This is a genomic window from Roseofilum sp., from assembly GCF_982964205.1.
Map to the genome: position 1 here is coordinate 1 of NZ_CEZBFX010000089.1, position 20,450 is coordinate 20,450.

Sequence of the window (20,450 nt, forward strand, 5' to 3'; positions counted from 1 at the left end):
CTGCAAGACTCATGGTAATCGGTGAAGGAGCAATTAACCATTTAAAAATTAATAGCAGTCTCTTATGTAATGACGGAAATTTCCGCTTCGCGGACATGAAACGTCAGAATTTCCAAGAGTGACAGAAAATGTCTCATAGCGTTTCTCTCTTCTCTGAGGTACAGCTTGAAGCCTTAGAACCTGAGCCATATAAGCGATTCCCCATTCCCCATTCCCTAGCGCAAAGCGCTATATCCGATCAAACTAAAATTCGATCGCTCTGTGATTATCCCCTAAATCAGGCTCGGCGCTAAAGCTCTCAAAGTAGGTTCGCAGATCTTCCGGAAAATGGGGAAAGTGAAACTGGGTATCTCCTTGGGCAATATCTGCCCAAAAATAGCGCAGAGAACCCACCCATTGCTGTGCGTCCTCCTCCGTTAAGTTGCAAGGATCTCCGGTTAACAGACGCATCATAAATGGGTGCGATCGCTCTCCCATCCATTCCCGTGAAAATGCTCCTAAATTCTCCCAACCGGGAAGGGTTTTAATCTGATGGGATTGAATCTCCAGTCTCGTTTTTACCCCAGCTTGCGAGGTAACTTTTAAGGTTCGATAAGCATGGGGATAACTAACCAAAGATCCGGTAGTAATTTCATATAAATTACCCTGTTGGGCAATATCCTGAACATGCAAATGACCGGTAAACATTAAATTGATGCCTGATTCCTGCAATACATTAATTAAGCGCGGCCCATTTTTTAACATATAGCGTTGGCCTAAACAATGAGTGCGCTGATCCGGTAAATGTTCAATCACATTATGATGAATCATCACCCAACGTAAGGGTTCACTCGTAGTCGCTAAAATATGGTCTAACCATTCAAACTGGGCTTCATTCAGATACCCATAGCCGAATTGTTTCCCGTCTTCATCAAATTCATTAGAATCTAAAGCAATGAGACGCACACCTGGTAAGAGTTCACAGGTATAATCGGTTTGTCGAGATTGGTGATATCCAAATTGATGATAATAGGTGGGAAACTTAGCACGACTAATTGAGGTTTCATTGCCCCACTGAGTGGGGATATCATGATTTCCTGGAATCACATAAACTGGATAGGGCAACTGGGAAAGGCACTGTTTTAACCATTGATGATTTTCTGGCTCTCCATGTTGAGTTAAATCCCCTGGCAAGAGCAAAAAATCCAGATCCAATTGACTGAGATGATCGAGGGCTAACTCTAAGGCTGGAATACTGATTTCCACCAGATGAAAGCGTTTGGGATGATCCCAAATGGTATGGGGCAGGGCAATATGTAAATCACTGATAATGGCAAACTGAAACTCAAAGTCCATTTTTGATTTCTAAAAAAACGATCATAAAATATTACAGGTCATTATATCATTCTCTGTTTCCTATCTGTTATAAAATCCCTAGAATTCCTATAGAAATACTCGATAAAAATCATGGATGATATTGACGAAATTACTGGGATGTATCTAAGCGGACAAAATCCAGAACAATTTGCTAAAATGTAGAAGAGATAAAATCTCTCATTGACTCATTGGGTTTTTAGTATCTATGCTTACTGAATAACAGAGGAGTATCGATCGTGATTAATGATTGGATTCGAGAGTTACCGAAAGCAGAATTACATATTCATATTGAAGGATCTTTGGAACCGGAATTAATGTTTGCCTTAGCCGATCGCCACCAGATGACCCTTCCCTATGATTCCATAGAAGCTGCCCATCAGGCCTATCAATTCCAAGATTTACAATCATTTCTGGATCTCTACTATGCGGGAACCAATGTCCTCTGTACGGAACAAGACTTTTATGACCTCACCTGGGCTTATCTCCAACGGGCCCACAAGCAAACTGTACGCCATACAGAAATTTTCTTTGACCCCCAAATCCATACCCAGCGAGGAATTCCTTTTGAAGTTGCGATCGCTGGCATTCATCAAGCCTTGGTCGATGGTCAAAATCAACTGAGCATATCTTCTGGTCTAGTTCTGTGTTTTTTACGTCATCTGAGCGCTGAAGACGCAATGAAAACCCTAGAAGACGCACTCCCTTACCAAGATTGGATCGTTGGGGTGGGTTTAGATTCTTCAGAACGAGGTCATCCCCCTTCTAAGTTTACTGCTGTTTTCGATCGCGCCAGAGCGCACGGGTTTTTGACCGTTGCTCATGCAGGAGAAGAAGGACCCCCTGAGTATATCTGGGAAGCGATCAACTTACTCAAAGTCGCCCGCATTGACCATGGGGTGCGATCGCCAGAAGACCCTAAACTGATGGCATGGCTCAAAGAACAGCAAATTCCCCTCACGGTTTGTCCCCTCTCCAATATTGAGCTAGGTGTCTTTGAAAGCCTCGAGCAACATCCCATCAAACAATTACTAGATGCCGGCTTACGAGTAACTGTTAACTCGGACGATCCAGCCTACTTTGGGGGCTATGTGCAAGAAAACTTCATGGCTATCTATGAAGCCCTAAACTTGAGTCAACAGGACTTATATCAATTGGCGAAAAACTCCTTTCTGAGTTCATTTGCATCAGAATCAGCAAAAGAAACAGCGATCGCCGAACTTGATGCCTATATGCATCAAACCTTACCGGAGTTGCCTCCGTTATACAATACCTCTAATTCTCCAGCGCTCCCTTGAGCAAAAGTTCATCCTCTATTCCCTATTACCTTTTGCCTAGCCCATGCTATCCTGAGCCAAGATTATCCTGTTTTCTTTCTATCCCCACTATGGCACTGTTAGATTCAAAAGGTCGGTTATTTGGCAAATTCTCCATTCTCGATCTCGGCGCGCTCGTCGTCATCGGCCTAGTCTTATTTGGCATTTTCTTCTATCCAGGAACCTCTGGATCGGTTGCCCAAGTGGGAGTCGTCACCAAACCCGTAGAAGTAGATGTTATTGTCCGGGGGTTAAGTGTACGCAGTCCAGAAGCCTTGATTCAGGAATTCCAAGAAAGCCAGACAACCAATATCATTATCCGCAATCAACCCTATGGAAGTGTAACCGTTAAATCCGTAGAACGCTTAGAACGTCCGGTCATTATTCCTCAACCGGATGGTAGTGCCAAAGCCTTAGAAGATCCCAGAGAACAGAGTCGCTTTTCCCTCGATATGTTGATGACTCTAACTGGAAATGCCCAAATCACTGAAAGCGGTGTAGTTTTGGGAAATAGTAAGCTCAAAATTGGCACACCTGTAGAGTTGGAAGGGTTTACGTATAACTTCAATGGCAGTGTGATAGAAGTTCGCATTCCTGAATAGTAACCGATCTGATGGAGCGATCGCCCCTTGTGGCTACAACGTTGAGATGTCTAATATTCTCGATCCAGTTTTAGCAAAGTATGCAATAAAACCCTTGCTCCTTGCAGACAATCGCGATCTCCAGTATACTCCTCTCCAGAATGGCTAATTCCCCCTTGAGAAGGCACGAAAATCATCCCCATATCGGTACAGCGCCCCAATTCTTGGGCATCATGACTCGCGCGACTAGGAAGGGAAAGATGGCTTAATCCTAAGTCTTGGCAAACACTGGCGATCTGCTGTTGAATTTTGGCAGGGGCGAGAGTCGCTTGAACGTTTAGCAGGGGTTCGATCGTAATTTGAGTTCCTGTCGCCGTCGAAATTTGTTCTAATTGGGTTTTTAAGTCAGCGACTAAACGGTCGAGAGTTTGCTGATTCAAATCTCGAATATCGACAGTCATTTTGACTAAGCTGGGAATAATATTAGGGGCATTGGGAAACACTTGCAGGGTGCCTACCGTGGCAACTGGATCGCCAGGAGCAGATTCGGCTAAGTGTTCAACTCCGAGGACAATTCGAGCCGCAGCAGTGAGGGCATCTTTACGCATTCCCATCGGTGTGGTTCCAGCATGGTTAGCTCTACCTTTAACGGTGACGATATAGCGTTGTTGGCCAACAATCCCTTGAACAATACCAATTTGTTTGCCCAATTGTTCTAGGACTGCTCCTTGTTCGACATGCAACTCTAAAAAGGCGGCGATGTCTTGGCGGCTTTGTTTCGCTTTAGCTAAAGTATGCCAATTACCGCCCACTTTAGCTAAGGCATCGATGATAGAAAGATTAACTTTGGTTTCATAGTCTTCTGGATTCAAAGATGCGGTTCCAGAAATCGCTTTACAACCGATCATGGTGCTTTCTTCATCGGTTAAAACAATGACTTCTAGAGGATGATTGAGGTATTGTTGATGGTCATTTAAAACCCGAACGACTTCAATTCCAGCAAGGACTCCCAATGCTCCGTCAAACTTACCGCCAGACACGACTGTATCGAGATGGGAACCGGTGGCTAAGACGGGAAGATGGGGCTGTTTTCCGGGATAGGTTCCGCGCAAGTTTCCGGCACTATCAACTCGGACGGCCATGCCTGCTTCTTCCATCCACTGACGCACTAAGGCACGTGCTTGGAGATCTTCGTCAGAAAAGGCAAGGCGACAAATACTGCGATCGCCCTTTTGACCAATTTTCGCCAGTTCTTCTAAGGAACTCTGGAGACGTTGGGCATTAATTTGCAGAGTTTCAATCATAGTCATTAATGGGTAATGGGTAATGGCGATATAATCCAGAGAGACCATCCAAGGGCAGTTCAGCACCCAGCTATGTCACTGCAATTTTATCAACAGTTACTCAAGCCTTTGCAAACCGGAGATCTGGCGATCGCCACAGTAATGAAAACGACTGGCTCTGTACCGAGAGAAGTGGGAGCGAAAATGGCGCTCTGTGCGGATAGCACGCTGTTGGATACCATCGGCGGCGGAGCAGGAGAAGCCAAGGTTTTAAGCACCATGGAGAACGTTTTAGCATCGGGAGATCCGCAGAAGGTGAACATTGACCTATCCGGTGCAGTTCAGCGAGTTACCGAGGGGGTTTGTGGGGGACAAATGCAGGTGTGGGTGGCTAAATGGTCGGGTGAAGCGGCGATCGCCTTAATCACCCGTATCCTAGATCGGCTCAATCAGGGTCATACTGTGCGTCTATTTACCCCCTTTTCTCCCAGTTTCTCTCCCTATCTTCTCAGCCCTAATTCTCCTCAACCCTCCCCAAAATCAGGATTTATAGACTTGATTGAACCCCCTCCCCTACTCCTGATTATCGGTGCAGGGCATGTAGGGGAAAAACTCGCTCAAGTTACTACATTATTAGGCTTTCAAGTCGTTATTCAAGACGATCGCCCCCAATGGGCTAATCCTGAGCGTTTCCCCTCTGCATTGGCGATTTACACCGATTCCATAACCCCCCTTTTAGACCAATGGCCCTATCATCATCCTCTTTATATCGCCATGGTCACTCGTGGATATGATTACGACCTCGAAGCCCTAACGAGTTTGTTGCACAACAATCTCCCCTATCGCTATATTGGCATGATTGGATCGGTTAAACGGGTGAACAAAATCCGCAAAGCACTCGCAGATTATCCCATTCCTTTAGATAAACTCAATCGGATCAATGCCCCCATTGGATTGGATATTGGAGCCTTAACACCAGCAGAAATTGCCATTAGTATTGGAGCCGAGTTAGTCTTAGTCCAACGGGGTGGAACCGGTTTACCTTTATCGCAAGCAAACCATTAGGAGATATTCTGCTAACTTAGCTATTTGGCGGGATTATTTGCTTGATCTTGGTTAATACCAGAAGTGTTGAATCTTGACATAAAACTTTACCTTAAATTCAAGATAAGCCCCTAGGGAACTAAATCAGGGTTTCTGGAATCAGATCGTAGCTCCAATGAATAAGAGAGCAACGCTGACTAAGTTCTACTTGCAAATAACGGAATTTATCCAACAAAGTTTTGCCATAGAACTGATGAACTTCCATTAACTGCAAGATTAAGTAAGCAATCAACACCATGAGGATCTGCCAGGTCACTCCATTCTCATTTTTCGTGATAAGTTTATTCAGCTTTAAATGCATTTTCAAGAACTTCCACAGTACTTCAATTTCCCAACGCTTTCTATAGATTTCACTAATCTCTAGTGATTACGGTTGAATCTATTGGCAATAACGTTAGAGCTTCTACTCTATTTTTCTTTTTTAACTGATAAAGTAATTGATTATAGATACAATATAACTTGTGGTCTTCTCTGGATTTACAGGCTTTGGAGAAGGTTGATTTATCCACCTTAATTCCCGTATGATCCAATCGGTAGAACAAGTCTCTCATACGAGTCAAACTACTATCGAGTACGAAGTTTAACCAGATTTCAAAGAAGAGGCGAGAGTTCAGAACTGGGTAGTCATGAGGAGACAATGACTTGAGAATGGGTTGGACAAGATTTGTAAAAGACGCTACTATTTGTAGAATATTGTTTGAATATTTGAGGATAGAATACCATATTTTATCCTCTTTTTTTCGACATTAAGCTAACATTCAACACTTCTGGATCCATGATAATTCAACTCATGGCTGGCGCTGACTAAAGCAAACAAGGGCCCTGTTTGTTCTGTGCCATTGACTGCTAGATCGCTATGGCATAGATAAAGGCGCTCTTCCACACGAGTGAGTAAATCGAGTAAGATGCGTCTGAGTCGTTCTTCATCGGCTTCTTGGGTATGTTCGACAGTCCAAGGTTGGCCTAAACGGTGTTGTAAAAACAGGGGAGCAGCCCATAAATTAGCGGCTCCACCTTTGAGCCAGAGGGGAGAGCTGGCATCGAGCCAAAAGTGCCATCGGTGAGTGTAGCGACTGGAACGGTATTGGAAAATGGTGGCTAGGGTGACGCTGTTGGCTTTGGAGCCGGTGGGTCGGACGGGGTAGGGGTTAGCAGAGATCGCCCCTTGACGCAGCAATTGGATAAATTGGGCTAGGGGAGAGTGGTTGGGATGCAAGCGATGATGAATCTGCCAGTAATGATGGGCGGTTTCCATTAGTTCGCGGATAGCGGCGAGTTGGTCGTAGGGCAGGGTATGGTTGAGGAAAAACCGGGTAATGGCGCGATCGAGGAAAATCAGGGGAGTGGTCAACAGGCGTTGGGAGCGTCCTTCTTTTTGGGTTTCGATCCAGGTTCGGATTTGGTTGTAGGCGGTGCTGGGACGGTAGCCTAGACGATCCCATCGGTCAAAAACTTTCATGTCGAGTAGGTGAGGATGGTCGGGATCGGGAACGTAGCAGCGATCGGCGATCAGACCAGCTCGCACGGGGTCGATCCAGTAGGGAGGGGGTTGGTTGGGTTGGGCATTTCCGAGCAGAGGATGGCTGAGAAAGATGAGCATTTCGGCGATCGCCTCTCGGTTCACCAGTCGCCCCAAGCCGGGATACACCAGGGTCAGTAGGGTGAGCAGAGCGCGGATCAGGGGGGAGGCGATCAGGGGGCGCTGTTCGTTAAGCGGACGTAGGGAAATATCAGCTTGGTTGAGGATGTGAATCAGGGTATAGCGGGCAATGTCGTCTAATCCTGGGGCGATGATGGCGATGTCTTGGGGGGGAATGTGTTGGTTGTGAATGGCATCAATGATGGTTTCCGCCGTTTCCCGTAAAAGTTGCGATCGCGAGATGGTAGAGAGAGATTGGATCTGTTCTGCAGGAAGGTGAACGGGTTCAGCAAATAGCGGGTTAATGACTTGTTCGATTTCGTCCAGGTCTAGCATTCCCGCCAGTCCTAGGTTAGGGCGATTTCCGAGATCTTCAATGTGGCAGCGTTGGGCAATTTGGGCGATGTATTGGGGGTCGGCATTGAGACCGACACGAATACCGCCATCTGGGTTGTAGGTGAATAAACTGGTGCGGTCTCGATCTAGAAATAGCTCAAATAGATAGCGCATGATGGCGGGATATTCATCTACATCATCGGCGCAGAGACTCTGATAGCGTTGGAGGAGATAGTTTTGGTAGTGGCGATCGCCAATCAGATGTTGTCCATACAGATCGAGCGCCAGTCCGTAGGTGAGAAAGCCATGGGTTAAACACCAAGTGCGCCACTGCTTCAGGGCAACGCCAATATTGTGCCAAATATCGGGACTTTTGGCCAGGCTTCCCAGTTCTCCTTGTTCGAGAATCATGGGAATATCGGCGATCGCCACACCACTGGCAGCCGCTAGGGCCCAAGTATCCAACAGTTGCCGCACCAAGCGCACGGGGGACACCCCTTCTAAACTTAAGGCTCCACGGTCTAAATCGTCTTGCCAGAGAACACTCGCCCATTCTTGCTCCGTTTCTGGACGCAGGCGCATTGGAAATTGGGATTCTATCTCCAATTGCTGCATTAATTGGGGCCAAAATAAGCTCACTTGATTGAGGCAGAACCCTAGGGGGGTAGTGGTTTGGCTCAACAGTCCCCCTCTAGGGGGGTCTAACCGGGTGAGGCGATCGTCCAAATCTAGACGATTATCTCCCGTTGCCGCAAACACCAAAATCATCAGGTTAGCCGTCGAGCCAGAATCGAGTTGTGGCCAGACTTGCTCACCGATATACTCAACCAGACGACGGGTTTTACCACTGCGGGACGGGCCCACTATCCAAAGAGAATCTAAAGACACGCTACACGACTCAGAAGACATTTGATAAGATACCATTCATAGCGCCAGCCGCTGGTAATTGAAGTCCATTTGCTCGATCGTTGTCTGGAATAACATGGCTAAAGGCTCTCCCTGGCAAAAATTCCAATCTTCCTTTCGCTTTCTCAACCGCTGGTTCTGGCAAACCCCCGATCGCGCCTTAGATGATGCCTACGAAGTTGTGCTGAAAATTCAGGCGATCGAAGAAGAATATTTTGGGGGGCAGAAGATTGTTCTTGATTCTCAACAATATAATAACACAGTTCAGTCCTATTTTAAGCGCGAGTTAGCCAACAACTTAAACACCGCTCGCATTCGTTTATCCGAATTCAATACCAGCCGATTATTCGTCAACTCTTCCTCTCGGAAATTAGCCAATAGTCTCTGGCAATCCAACGCCATAAATCTCGACAAAAATCCCATTGAAGACTCCCAACTTACCCTAGAAAAACTCAACACCATCGATCAAATCTTAAGTCGATATAATGCTCAAGCGAACAACAGCTCAATCTCATCCAATTCTCAAGCTGTTATTCCCGTCGATCAATCTCAATCTCTAACCATACCCAACTCCCAATCTCGCAAACCCAATCCATCCAAAAACATCCCGCCACCAAGACCCACCGTCGAAGAGATCACCAACGCCGAAACCATTTCCGATCAATCCAGTTTTCTGCCCCGTACCATTTTAGGTACCTTCAAACGAGTCCAAAAAGAACTCGATCCCAAAACTGAAGAAGAATTACTCAATCGATTTCGGATTTCAAAATTTAAAACCATTATTTCCCTGCGCTTTATTTTACTAGCTTTCCTAATTCCCCTGCTCACCCAACAAATTGCCAACAACTTCATTATCGGTCCCATTGTTGATAAATTCAAAGAACGCGAACAGGTTTCAGTTTTCCTCAATGAAGATATGGAGGCAGAAGCCTTCATGGAATTAGAGAAATTTGAAAGCAAGCTTAAATTTGAGATGCTCATTGGCGATCTTCCTGAACTCAGCCCAGAGGAAATAAAAAAAGAACTGCATCATAAGGCAGAAGAAATTAAGGAAGAGTTTAGAACCGCAAGCTCAGATGCAGTGAAAAACATCTTTTCTGATTTTTTTGCCTTTGTTGCTTTTGGCTGGGTTATTTATACCAGTAAGCGAGAAATTACCGTTCTTAAATCCTTCATGGATGACTTAGTTTACGGCTTAAGTGATAGTGCCAAAGCCTTCATTATTATCCTCTTTACGGATATGTTCGTTGGGTTCCACTCTCCCCATGGTTGGGAAGTCATTCTCGAAGGTTTATCCCGGCATTTCGGACTGCCCGAAAGTCGAGAATTTATCTTCCTCTTTATTGCCACCTTTCCCGTTATCCTAGATACCGTCTTTAAGTATTGGATTTTCCGTTACCTGAACCGTATTTCCCCGTCTTCCGTTGCCACCTATAAAGAAATGAATGAATAATGGGCGCTCAGTAATCTCCCTGTCTCCCTATCCCCCCATTTCCCAAGGGTTCCACATCATGAAAATGAGTATAATCAATACAGCGTGTCCCTTTTTTATCGATTGAAACCACATTCACAAACGCCACATTACATCGGATATCCTCTGGATGATACCAATAACGGGAATGGATAGTTTGGGAGACGGTTTCATCTAATCCAGTGAGGGAAATAATCACTTCAGGTTGCCACTGCTGAATCTTCTCTGAAGTAAACCCATGATGGTAAAATGGGCTGTGTTCATCAATCGGATGCATAATCATCCAACTGAGTACCAAGAAAGGATTTTCCGATCTGACTAAATTAATATCTACAATTCGCTGTAAGCTATGACCTTCTGGAGTTATTTCTTGGGGTAATAAAACACTCACCCTAACTTGTGCTTTTACAATCCAATTGTTTCGTTGATTCGCCATCCGAAACATCAAAGTGGGGACTCCATTATAAGGGGTAATCACTGCCACTTCACTAAACAAAACCCGTGCGGTTGGCTTAGAAAATCGGGCAAATAATAATCCCGTGGCTACCGCAAATCCTAATAAACCAAATAGGGCTTCAACAGTAACGATAATATGAGTATAGAACGTCGTTGGATAAAACGCACCGTAACCAATGGTTGTCAAAGTTTGGATACTAAAAAAAAAGGCATCAGCAAAGGAACCCGGTTGCGCATTAGCAATGCCATTTCCTCCGACCAAATAGGCGAAGGCAAATAGGACATTGGCGATTAAATATAAAATGAGAATTAACCAAAAAAACTGCACCCACTCCATGGATAGCAACCCATGATATAAATCACTCCAATGGGGATAATGTTCTATCAGTTGAATAAAGTTTATTTTGCCTGAGTTTTTCCTTAACTGCTTTAAGAGCCGTTTTTTCTGGGGTTTATTGATCATAGGGTGAGCCAGATGGTAGAGTGTATAGAATCTATTATAAAAGTAAAAACAGCACTTTCATGGACTTTCCTTGGCAAGAACAAACCGTTATCGATCAAACTCAACTGATTCTTAACAGTTATCAGCACTGGCTCGGTTCTCCCTTGTTGAATATGGATCAAGCACCGATAGACCTGGCACAACAGTTATTTGAAGCACCCTTTGTTGTTCTTTCTCATGGTACAGAAGCCGATCCAATTTTCAATTATGGTAACCGTCAAAGTTTAAAGTTATGGGAATTAAGCTGGAATGAGTTAATACAAACACCTTCTCGCTATACAGCGGAATCTATAGCTCAAGAGGAGCGAAGTCGCATCCTCACTGAAACGGCTACCAAAGGATATGTAACGGGTTATTCTGGAGTGCGAATATCAAGTACAGGGAAGCGCTTTTTGATTAAAAATGGAGTGATTTGGAATCTTCTCGATCAAAAACAGAACTATCAAGGACAAGCAGCTATGTTTTCTGACTATCATTTTCTGTAGGAGATAGAGAGCTGTTTTTGCTGTTACGAGAGTTATAGTTGATTTAATTAAGAATGGGACACAGTTGTAGGCGTAAACCTAGGGTTCGTGCAACGAGGGGCAACCTTGTAAAGTTTTGTAAATTTTACCCGTTTTTTGTCCCTAATCTATAAGTAATACAAATAGTAACTTTGCCTTCTTCGTCTCCTTTTAGGCAAAGTATGCTAGAAGTATGTACCCCAGCATGAGGACTTGATCCATGCTACACAGTCCTGCCCAACTTCCATTTTCGGCAAAGTTCGTTTCGGACAATAACCCCCCACCGAAAAAACCATCCAATAGAGTGAGAGAATATCTGCGCTTGGATGAAGTACTCGCCATTCAACAAGCCGCCAAAAAAGTAGGCCGTCATGGTGTAAGAGATTCTGCAATTATTTTACTCATGTTTCGCCATGGACTAAGAACTGCTGAATTGGTGGCTTTGAAATGGTTGCAGATAGATTTAGTCGGAGGCTATATAGAAGTCAGAAGAGCCAAACATGGTCATGATAGCATTCATCCCCTGCGTTCTCCTGAACTCAGAGCCTTGCGTCAAATCCAAAGAGATTATCGAGATACCCAATATGTTTTTGTTTCCGAACGAAAAGCACCCCTATCAACCCGTTCAATTCGCCACATCGTAGCCAGAGCTGGAGAAAACGCTCTGCTCCCATTCAAGGTTCATCCCCATCAACTGCGCCATGCTTGCGGTTATTATTTAGCAGCTCAAGGACATGATACCAGAGCCATTCAAGATTATTTAGGGCACAAGAATATTCACCATACAGTTCGCTATACGCAGATGTCCCCCCAAAGGTTTGAAAGTTTCTTTACTGATTAAGCAACATAGGATTGTGTTAGCCAAGCAATTCTATAGTTCATATCCAACTTGAACGTACCATAAGGATTGACATGAGCAAAAAGCAAAGGTGTAATGGCCCTTTTATCAGTGACACTCAACTTTTTGTCCCAATGGTTCTGAGCTAAGACACTCTGAATCATCAAAGTGTTTACATACACCAAACAGATTTGCAATAAATGCAAAGATAACACCGATAACTCCTGAGTCTCCAAGCGATTTGAGGCAAACTCACCACCTTTGCCATAGAAAATGAAATCGTTAACTCCATTCCATCGCTCGACTACATTCAAACCCTCATTAACTTCCCGTCGTACAGCCTCATTATCGAGATATTGACACAGAAAGATCGTCTTAATCGCTCTTCCCAATTCCATCAATGCCTGATAAGTAGGATGCTTGAAAGGATTTTTGCTAAAACGTTTAAGTATGGCTTCTGTTTCTGCCGTTCCCAACCTCAACGCCGTAGCATACTTGACCATCTGATCGTATTGAGTCCGAATTAAATCCCAATTAATCGGACGAGTCAGAATAGGTTGTAGATTAGGGTAGGCATCACTTTGACCAGTAAAAGGGCGATACAATTTCTGCGTTTTTATCCGCTTAAGCCTAGGCATTAACTGAAATCCAAGCAGGTGAGTAAAAGCAAAAGCTACCTCACTTTGACCATGACTATCCACATAGTTTTTCTCAACCTCCATGCTGGTGCAGTGACGTAAAACCCCTTCAATCATAGCGGCAACTTCACTACTTGAACAGGTTTTGAGTTGAGAATAGATACAGGTAGATTTCTTCTCAACGTGCCAGTAAATCATGACTCCCCGACCACCATAACGCAGATGATATTGGGTCATTAGATTCTGTTCCCATGCACCAAAATGCTTACTGTCACTAGCACAGGTAGTAGTTCCTTCTCCCCAGAATATCAGGCGAGCGAATCTCAAAGATAGCATTGATTACCTCTGCGATCGCACTGCGGAGTTGTTCTTTATGAATGTAGCGACGGCGCACATAGAGTAAATCTTGATAATTTTCCCCGTTTATCCCTGTATTAATTCTCTTCAAACCCGTGTTCGGTCCCAGACCGTAGAGACAGAGCAGCAATCTCTTTTGTAGAGTTTCTTTTTCGATAATCTCCCTAGTCCCCAGACTTTTGAAGTTACGGGTAAAACTCACTCTTAAATCGGTCTCTTTGAGAATGTCTAATAAACTGGTTTGATGCCACCGATGATTGATTTCGCCCTTGAGTTGTTTAAGATTGACGGGTTCTGGAGCCGGTTCAAAAGGGCGAAGTCTAATTAAGCCTTGACTTTTACCAATAATAGTGACATCGTTGTTTTTGGGCCTCCCTTTATCTAAGTTCTCTAACCCTGATGTCATCTTTTGTTGTAAGTCACTAATAAAAGTTTCTACATCTTCGGGAAGAGTTAAAGCTTGGTAGTAAAGTTGCCGGTTATGGTCAAAATCTGTGGGTAAATCTTCATCAGGATTACAATAGTGATTAGCTCCTACTACCCAGATTTCTTTACAGCACAATCTTTCCCGGAGAGCTTGTAAAACACTGATTTCGTAATTGATGCGGTTGATACGTTCTTTGCCGTCAGGGTCTTTTTCCAGGAGAATGTCTTTCCAACCACTTTTGAGGACTCCATCAATGGGTATCTCTTCCTCTGGAGCATAATATCTAGCTTGGCTTTGGGCGTATTTTTTGAGTAATTCTAATGCTTCAATGACGGGACGATGGATGTCATTATTGGAGCGGAATTCCAACATCTCCAATAGTTGGGGAATCATCCGACGATAGTGATTGGCGAAAGAGGCACGCATCACAATATAAACTCTTTGACGATAGGCAATGCCCGTAGATTTATACTCTTTGACTAAATCTCTGAGAGTTTGTTGGCTGACTACGGGGTAGATAACGTTTTCAATAACTCCTGATGGTTGAGCTACAGCGACTTCAGCAATGCGGAATAACAAATTGGGTTTTCCTGTAACCTGCTTGAAGTCATCCACCAATTCCTTATTGATTCGTCTCTCAGCTCTAGTGCCAATGCGTTGAATTATTTGAATCAGTAACTCAATTAGATTATCGGTAATCTCTTGGCTGCGTTGAATGCAGAAAGCTGCCATGAGAGTGTAGCGAATAGCCGCCGGATGTTGCCGTATATCGTAGGGAGATTCTATTGCTGCCCGTTGACGGTAGGTTTGAATTAGTTTTGATGAGCATCCCTTAAATAAATCGGGAGGTAATCCAACAGTATGAATACGTTTTAGCTTGGCTATTTCGATTAAGAATCTCCCTAAAACCACTGGAGCTGGATCGGTTTTAATAAAGGCAAAATCTGAAACTTTGAATTTTAGATAAAGGACTTTTTCTGCTTCCATATTTTTGCTATTATTGGGTTCTTCTGTGTCAACAAGTTTATCAATTTCGGCGATATTTGTGGGAGTCAGATGGTCGAATACTTGTTGACACCATGAGGTTTCGTATTGGTGAATGCTAGAGCGAATTAAGCGTTAAACTTGTCCGGCTGTTGGAGGTTCTATTTGCAATTCTCGAAACCTTTGATAAACCCTTGGTTTGATGGGTTCAATCCGTTGTTCGTTGGGTAATATTTCTTTGATTAACCAGTCGCTTATTTGTGCCGAATCTTGGACTGTGGCGACTCTAAAATTAAATAAACGGCGAATTTCCACCCGATAAACTTTGGCTGAACGTCCTTGCCAATCGAAAGAAGAGTATGCAGTTTCTGGTATCTTAATTTGATTGGCAATGTAGGAGATAATGACTTGAGGGATGGATGATTGTTGTTCCGGAAAACGGGCAAAAAATTGAAAATGCTTTAGCAGTAGTGCAAAACCAATCTGGTTACCTCCCACTTTGTTCCTGACTAGTTCTAGTTCTTGCGGAACAAGTGTCCAATTTTCAATTAATTCATCATGCTCCCAATCAGCTTTGACCATTCATTCTCTTCTCCATAGTTTTCTGGTTCTGAGATGGAGTATACGTGAGAAGGTGATGTACTGGTCAGAAATTTAGCAAAAACTCATATTTGGCGGTATTTGTCAAACACCATCAAATAAATAGATTGTTAAAACTTATCAATTGTGCCAAATCTTGTCAGGAATATTAGAGAAGTGTTTAGAGGCTAGAAGCTATACATAACAATAGTTTCAGCGACAGGCTGCACCTGGTCGCACGAACCCTAGGTTTTCGCCTTGTAGGGACGAATGGCCGTTCGCCCCTACAGATACCGTTGTTGTAGATAGCTCTTGGTGTATCAACCTCTCCAACGATCAGATAACAATTTGGCTAGAAGCAGCAGCAATATCTCCACCAATCAGAATCGAATCATTACTACTCAAGAGAACATTGAGATTTCCTCCGATAGTTTGCACCGAAGAAATAGCACCTCCAGCACCTAAATATTGATTGAAATCTAATATATCGCCCGCCGTAAAATTAGCAATAACATCAATATCTGCTGTTGAATCTTGCAGTAAGTCTGCACCAAAGGCAAAAATATCCACTCCATTGCCAGAAATTAAGGTATCCGAACCCGTTCCCCCAATCAAGAGATTAGTACCGCCACCTCCATTGAGAGAATCATTGCCAGCTCCAGCAATAAAGCTATCATTAGAAGCGCCACCGAGCAGAGTATCCCCACCCTCGCCGCCAACGACCGAACCAAACAATCCTCCTTGAGTCCCCTCATAAAAGTCACTGCCAGCACTGAGCAAGAAATCACCATTAATTAAACCTGTATTGATGGCTGCAACGACTCCTTCTGCATTCTGCGTATCAATGGCTAGAGTTCCTGTAGCGCTGCTCCCCCCTTGAATCACACCCGTATTAATAATCAGACCATTTAACTGAGTTTGGTCTTCAATCAAAATAGTCGCCCCTTGTTCGGAAGTCAGTTGACCGGAATTACCAATACTGCCATTAAACACAGAAACCGGAACTCCCGTCTGATTGCCCCAATAGAGGCGAATGGCTGAAGATTGACTATTGGTGGTGGAGCTAACCGCACCGGCTCCAGAAATCGTTCCCGCATTGACGATCGCACCATTAACACTAGCACCGAGTTCCAACGAGATCGCATCTCCTTGAGTCCCAGAGGTGAGGTCGATGACCCCAGAAGCCTGATTATCAATAACAATAACTCCTGCGGTTTGGTCGCCGTAAATGACCCCATCCGATGGCGTTTGAAAGGTGCGGATTTGCCCGGCATTTTGCACGGAAACTCCTCCGCCTCCGATATTAATCGCCCGTCCATTGCCCAGAATTTGACCGCCACTCTCATTAACGACGCTGCCGCCAGAGCTACCTCCATTAGCAAAATTAATGCCCCGGAAACCGCCGTAAATTGTGCCACTATTGCGAATTTCACCATTGAGAATGGTTTGATTTTCCACTAACACGGCGCTTCCTTGTTCGGCAAACAACGTACCTGAATTGGTAATATTACCGTTGAAAATTGAAGCGGGAGAACCGGACTCGTTGCCCCAATAGAGGCGAATGGCGGAAGATTCGCTATTGCTCGTCGAGCTACTCGAACCGCGACCGAAGATCGTACCGGCATTAGTAATACTACCTCTAACACTCGCACCGAGTTGCAGGGAAATAGCATCGCCTTGGTTGCCGCTACCGGTGTCGATTAACCCACTCGCCGTATTGTTAATGGAAAATCCTTGGGCAGTTTGGTCGGCATAAATTGTGCCATTGCGAGGATTGGCTGTAGTGACAATTTGTCCGGAGTTAATGATTTGATTGGAAAGTCCGCCTAAGTTGACGGCACGACTGGCACTGGTAATGATGCCACTATTGGTTAACGTCCCTTGAGACTGCCCGCCATTGAGAAAATTAACGCCGTTAAAGCTGCCATCAACTAGTCCATTGGCTTGTACATCAATGCTGGCATTTTGGGCCGTCACATCAATTACAACGGCTGTACCTTCGACATCTAGCTGTCCGCCCGCATTAACGATAGCAGATTCATTAGACCCTAGGGCAATCGGTTGGGTTTGCAAACCATTTACAACTTCAAGATTATCGCCATCTTGCAGTTGACCTCGAATGGCACCCCCTGGAGATCCGGTGGTATGGACATTCCAGTAGAGAGGGATATCCGCCCCATTTTGCGCTCCCTGAATGCTGCTGACAAACTGGCTTAGAGGAGTAGCAGCAGCATCAGTCTCTTCCCAAATTCCGCGTAAGGTTACCGAACCATCTGCGTTCTGAGTAATTTGCAAATCGTCACTATCTTGACCGTTGTTGGCAGCAGTAATCAGATCGACTATACCGAAGACGATCCGACCATTTTGCCCGCGAGGAGCATTATGGATGTGGATGCGGGTGACATCATCATTGGGATCGGCGGTTTGCGGCGTACCGTTGAGGATTTGACCAAAATCCAAGCCGAAGACGTTGAGTTCGTAACTGAGTGCATCGCCAAATTCATTGAGGATGAGTTGTGAAGTACCGGTGGCATTAGAAGTAGTGGGGGGAACTTCTTGAGCGCCGGTGAGTACGGAAGAGAGGCGCGCGGAGGGATTGGAGGTGACTCGGATGCGCGCTATTTGATAGTTGGCAGCGGTATAGTCAGCGTTGGTGAACCGAGCATCGTCGAGAATGCCGCCGCTTCCGGGAGCATTGAAGCCGGTAGCGAGTTGAATGGTTCCGTTTTGAGCGACTCCGGTGTTGGGAGCGCTCTGCCCGAAGAAGGCGGTGTTGGCTGGAATTTCGTCGTTGACTTCGGTGCCGGCATCTAGGGCTTGGGAACCGGAAATGAGGATATCAGCGCCGACGAAGTTACCGTTGGCATCAAAAATTTCGTTAACGAGGGGATTGCCGTTGGCAACGAAGGTGTCGTTACTGGGCAAGATCATAGAAGCGTAGTTAAAGTAGCGACCTTGAGAGGCATCAACGTTAAAGGTTTGGCGGACGGTGGCTCCGGGGGCGATGGGAGCGCTGCCAATGGTGGCATCGAGGTTGCCGAAGCCACTGTTGGTGAATTCTTGACTGATGAGGTTGTTATTCCCATCTTCTGCCAATTGTTCTAGTCCGGGTGAGGCGGGCGCTCCGCGATCGTAAGTATCAAAACCACCATTATGGAAGCCAACCCAGAAGGGGGTGAGGCTGGTTCCTAGATTAGGGGCAGCATTGTCGATGGTTACGGTAACTTGATTGAGAGCCATAGTTTTTTCTCCACATTAGGGTGTATGAAATTTACAGAATCTAGGTCGCAATACAATTGTACGGAATCATTATTCTTTAAGTTCGCGATCGCGGACGATCATTCTTAGAAATTGGTTAGACTTTCCAAGAGTGACAGAAAAATTAAACAAGATCGTTATCGTTGATGAATATTCGAGTTGCTCAAGAATCTGATGTGCCAGAACTGGCAGATCTTTACTATCAAACGGTTCAGACCCATGGACTCCAGTATTATACCTTAGAGCAGACCCAAGCCTGGGCTGCTTTTGGGTTAAGCGAACGCTTTTTCCGTCAGTTTATTGTTGATGTTACCACGTTTGTGGTAGTGAATGAGACGGGTGTTTTAGGCTTTGCGGGTATAGGAAATAATGGGCATATTACTTCAGTCTATGTGCGCCATGATTGTTTGCATCAAGGGATTGGTAGTTCTTTGATGAGGGTCGTTTTAGACTATGGAAAAAGTCAGGAAATGAAACGATTTTATGCTGAGGTAAGTCTGTTTAGTGTGGGTTTATTTAAGAAGTTTGGTTTTCAAGTTTATGATACGGAAATTGTTGAGCGCAAAGGGGTGAAGTTTGAGCGCGATTTGGTTGAGTTGAAGTGCGAAGATTAAGAAAAGTAGGGGCGATTTTTTACCCCTACTTTTTAGCGATTCATGGAATTGTTTAATTAATGATGATGGTGATGATGATCGCGATCGCGATGATGATGATGATGGTGGTGATGATGCTCAACAGTGAGTTGAGTATTCACCGATAAAGCTTCTTCTGAGAGCAGATCTTCAATGTGGGGATCTGCCCAATGTGCAGCCATATGTAGGAATTCTGGATGATCGTTAGCGCACTCCATTTGAATATAGGTAATGTTGGAGTATTGGCGCTGTAAGGCTTCGATAATATGCTCAACATCGAGTAGGGTTTCGTGGTTTTCGGTGACGAAACCAATAGGCATAAATACGATCGCCTTTGCACCAAGCTGAATCAGGTTTTCTGCTGCCAGTTTAGCGTCAGGTTGAGTCCATTCAATCAGGGGGGTATCGTGGTTGAGCCAACCCACGGAAATCAATGGATATTTGTAAATCAGTTTTTCCCGCACTAATTCATAGAGGGTTTGGCTTTCGGTGATACCGGAGGTGAAGCCTTTGGCTTTGTGGGGACAGCCATGATTCATTAAAACAATACCAATTTGGGAGGGTAAAATGCGATCGCGCAATTTCTGGGCGATTTTCTCCTCTACTACTTGAGCCATGAGGTTGATATAGTCTGGCTCGTTATAAAATGAGGGAATATAGCGCTCTCCCGTCACCCAATGCTCGCTACCTTCTTCTTTCGCCAGAGCTTGATTCACTTGTTCAACAGCGATACCACTGGTGAAAATGGAATCAACAACAAGCAGGGGATAAATGAGCAGTTTATCAAACCCTTCTGCCTTAATTTGCTCTAGTACTTGCTCAGGAAGGTAGGGAGCGCAAAAGTTAAAGGCTTTAAAGACTTTAATGCGATCGCCCCATTTTTGCTGTAAATGTTCCTCAATTCCGGCTCGCTGACGCTCAAAAATGGCATTGTGGGGGGAAATGAAATTACCATGCTGATGACTCCATTCATGGAAATCAAAGATCGCGAGGAGTTTGGCTAACGGGGGATAGATCCAAGTCGGAACCGGTGCAAACTTAGCGGTGAGCAGATTTAGGGCTTGTTCGTTATAGTTGGCAAAGTCGGCATAACTTTCCACTTCACCATAGCCCATTAACAGAACGGCAACGCGAGGGGGCTGGCGATCGCCAACTGGGGCTTGTTCTGAGTATTTTTCTGGAGTTGCAACCACGGCTGTTTCCTCAGTGGGTTTAAGATCACATTTTTCTAGGGTAGCATCCCCCTGGGGGGGATAGGTACTCTAGCAATAAGCACTCTAGCAATAG

Annotated in this window: 13 protein-coding genes and 2 pseudogenes; 7 read left to right on the forward strand and 8 right to left on the reverse strand. The window is 44.8% G+C overall.

Annotated features, from left to right (window positions below):
• Positions 1-243: 243 nt before the first annotated feature.
• Positions 244-1,335 carry a metallophosphoesterase family protein gene (locus AC3A14_RS18220; protein WP_318732563.1) on the reverse strand — a complete coding sequence of 364 codons (1,092 nt, stop codon included), beginning with the start codon at positions 1,333-1,335 and terminating at the stop codon, positions 244-246.
• 260 nt (positions 1,336-1,595) lie between these two features.
• Here AC3A14_RS18220 and AC3A14_RS18225 point away from each other — a divergent pair, with 260 nt between their 5' ends.
• Together AC3A14_RS18225 and AC3A14_RS18230 are read left to right on the forward strand one after the other, a co-directional pair.
• A complete protein-coding gene (locus AC3A14_RS18225) occupies positions 1,596-2,651 on the forward strand; it encodes an adenosine deaminase (protein ID WP_413039187.1) in 1,056 nt (351 codons plus the stop codon).
• Between the two features lie 89 nt (positions 2,652-2,740).
• Entirely contained in the window at positions 2,741-3,271 is a 531-nt protein-coding gene (locus AC3A14_RS18230) for a DUF4330 domain-containing protein (protein WP_318732559.1), read from the forward strand.
• Positions 3,272-3,321: 50 nt separating this feature from the next.
• Here the strand turns inward: AC3A14_RS18230 and AC3A14_RS18235 are convergent, their stop codons facing one another.
• Positions 3,322-4,560, reverse strand: a complete 1,239-nt coding sequence (locus AC3A14_RS18235) for a Zn-dependent hydrolase (RefSeq protein WP_318737570.1) — start codon at positions 4,558-4,560, stop codon at positions 3,322-3,324.
• A gap of 66 nt (positions 4,561-4,626) precedes the next feature.
• Here AC3A14_RS18235 and AC3A14_RS18240 point away from each other — a divergent pair, with 66 nt between their 5' ends.
• Positions 4,627-5,598, forward strand: a complete 972-nt coding sequence (locus tag AC3A14_RS18240; RefSeq protein ID WP_318732556.1) for an XdhC family protein — start codon at positions 4,627-4,629, stop codon at positions 5,596-5,598.
• A 118-nt stretch (positions 5,599-5,716) separates the two neighbouring features.
• Here AC3A14_RS18240 and AC3A14_RS18245 read toward each other — a convergent pair.
• Together AC3A14_RS18245 and AC3A14_RS18250 are read right to left on the reverse strand one after the other, a co-directional pair.
• A pseudogene (locus AC3A14_RS18245) lies at positions 5,717-6,329 on the reverse strand (transposase).
• 59 nt (positions 6,330-6,388) lie between these two features.
• Positions 6,389-8,500, reverse strand: a complete 2,112-nt coding sequence (locus tag AC3A14_RS18250; protein ID WP_318737395.1) for a PD-(D/E)XK nuclease family protein — start codon at positions 8,498-8,500, stop codon at positions 6,389-6,391.
• A 94-nt stretch (positions 8,501-8,594) separates the two neighbouring features.
• On the opposite strand from AC3A14_RS18250, the gene AC3A14_RS18255 reads away from it, so the two are divergent.
• On the forward strand, positions 8,595-9,971 hold the full coding sequence (locus AC3A14_RS18255; RefSeq protein ID WP_318732554.1) for a proton extrusion protein PcxA: 1,377 nt from the start codon (positions 8,595-8,597) through the stop codon (positions 9,969-9,971).
• A 7-nt stretch (positions 9,972-9,978) separates the two neighbouring features.
• Here AC3A14_RS18255 and AC3A14_RS18260 read toward each other — a convergent pair whose 3' ends face one another.
• Entirely contained in the window at positions 9,979-10,908 is a 930-nt protein-coding gene (locus AC3A14_RS18260) for an ion channel (RefSeq protein WP_318732553.1), read from the reverse strand.
• Positions 10,909-10,967: 59 nt separating this feature from the next.
• Between AC3A14_RS18260 and AC3A14_RS18265 the strand changes: the two genes are divergently transcribed.
• Both AC3A14_RS18265 and AC3A14_RS18270 read left to right on the forward strand, forming a co-directional pair.
• Entirely contained in the window at positions 10,968-11,432 is a 465-nt protein-coding gene (locus tag AC3A14_RS18265; RefSeq protein ID WP_318732551.1) for an MEKHLA domain-containing protein, read from the forward strand.
• 238 nt (positions 11,433-11,670) lie between these two features.
• On the forward strand, positions 11,671-12,291 hold the full coding sequence (locus AC3A14_RS18270; RefSeq protein ID WP_318732550.1) for a tyrosine-type recombinase/integrase: 621 nt from the start codon (positions 11,671-11,673) through the stop codon (positions 12,289-12,291).
• Here AC3A14_RS18270 and AC3A14_RS18275 read toward each other — a convergent pair.
• Together AC3A14_RS18275 and AC3A14_RS18280 are read right to left on the reverse strand one after the other, a co-directional pair.
• A pseudogene (locus AC3A14_RS18275) lies at positions 12,288-15,276 on the reverse strand (Tn3 family transposase). The gene AC3A14_RS18270 and the pseudogene AC3A14_RS18275 sit on opposite strands and share 4 nt — an antisense overlap.
• Positions 15,277-15,609: 333 nt before the next feature.
• Positions 15,610-18,513: a spondin domain-containing protein gene (locus AC3A14_RS18280; RefSeq protein ID WP_318732549.1), complete on the reverse strand. Its 2,904-nt coding sequence runs from the start codon at positions 18,511-18,513 to the stop codon at positions 15,610-15,612.
• A gap of 164 nt (positions 18,514-18,677) precedes the next feature.
• Here AC3A14_RS18280 and AC3A14_RS18285 point away from each other — a divergent pair, with 164 nt between their 5' ends.
• Complete coding sequence (locus AC3A14_RS18285) at positions 18,678-19,145, forward strand: GNAT family N-acetyltransferase (RefSeq protein WP_318732548.1); 468 nt, start codon at positions 18,678-18,680, stop codon at positions 19,143-19,145.
• 56 nt (positions 19,146-19,201) lie between these two features.
• On the opposite strand, the gene AC3A14_RS18290 is transcribed toward AC3A14_RS18285, so the two are convergent.
• Positions 19,202-20,356, reverse strand: coding sequence for a ferrochelatase (locus AC3A14_RS18290; RefSeq protein ID WP_318732547.1), 1,155 nt, complete (start codon positions 20,354-20,356; stop codon positions 19,202-19,204).
• Between the last annotated feature and the right edge of the window lie 94 nt (positions 20,357-20,450).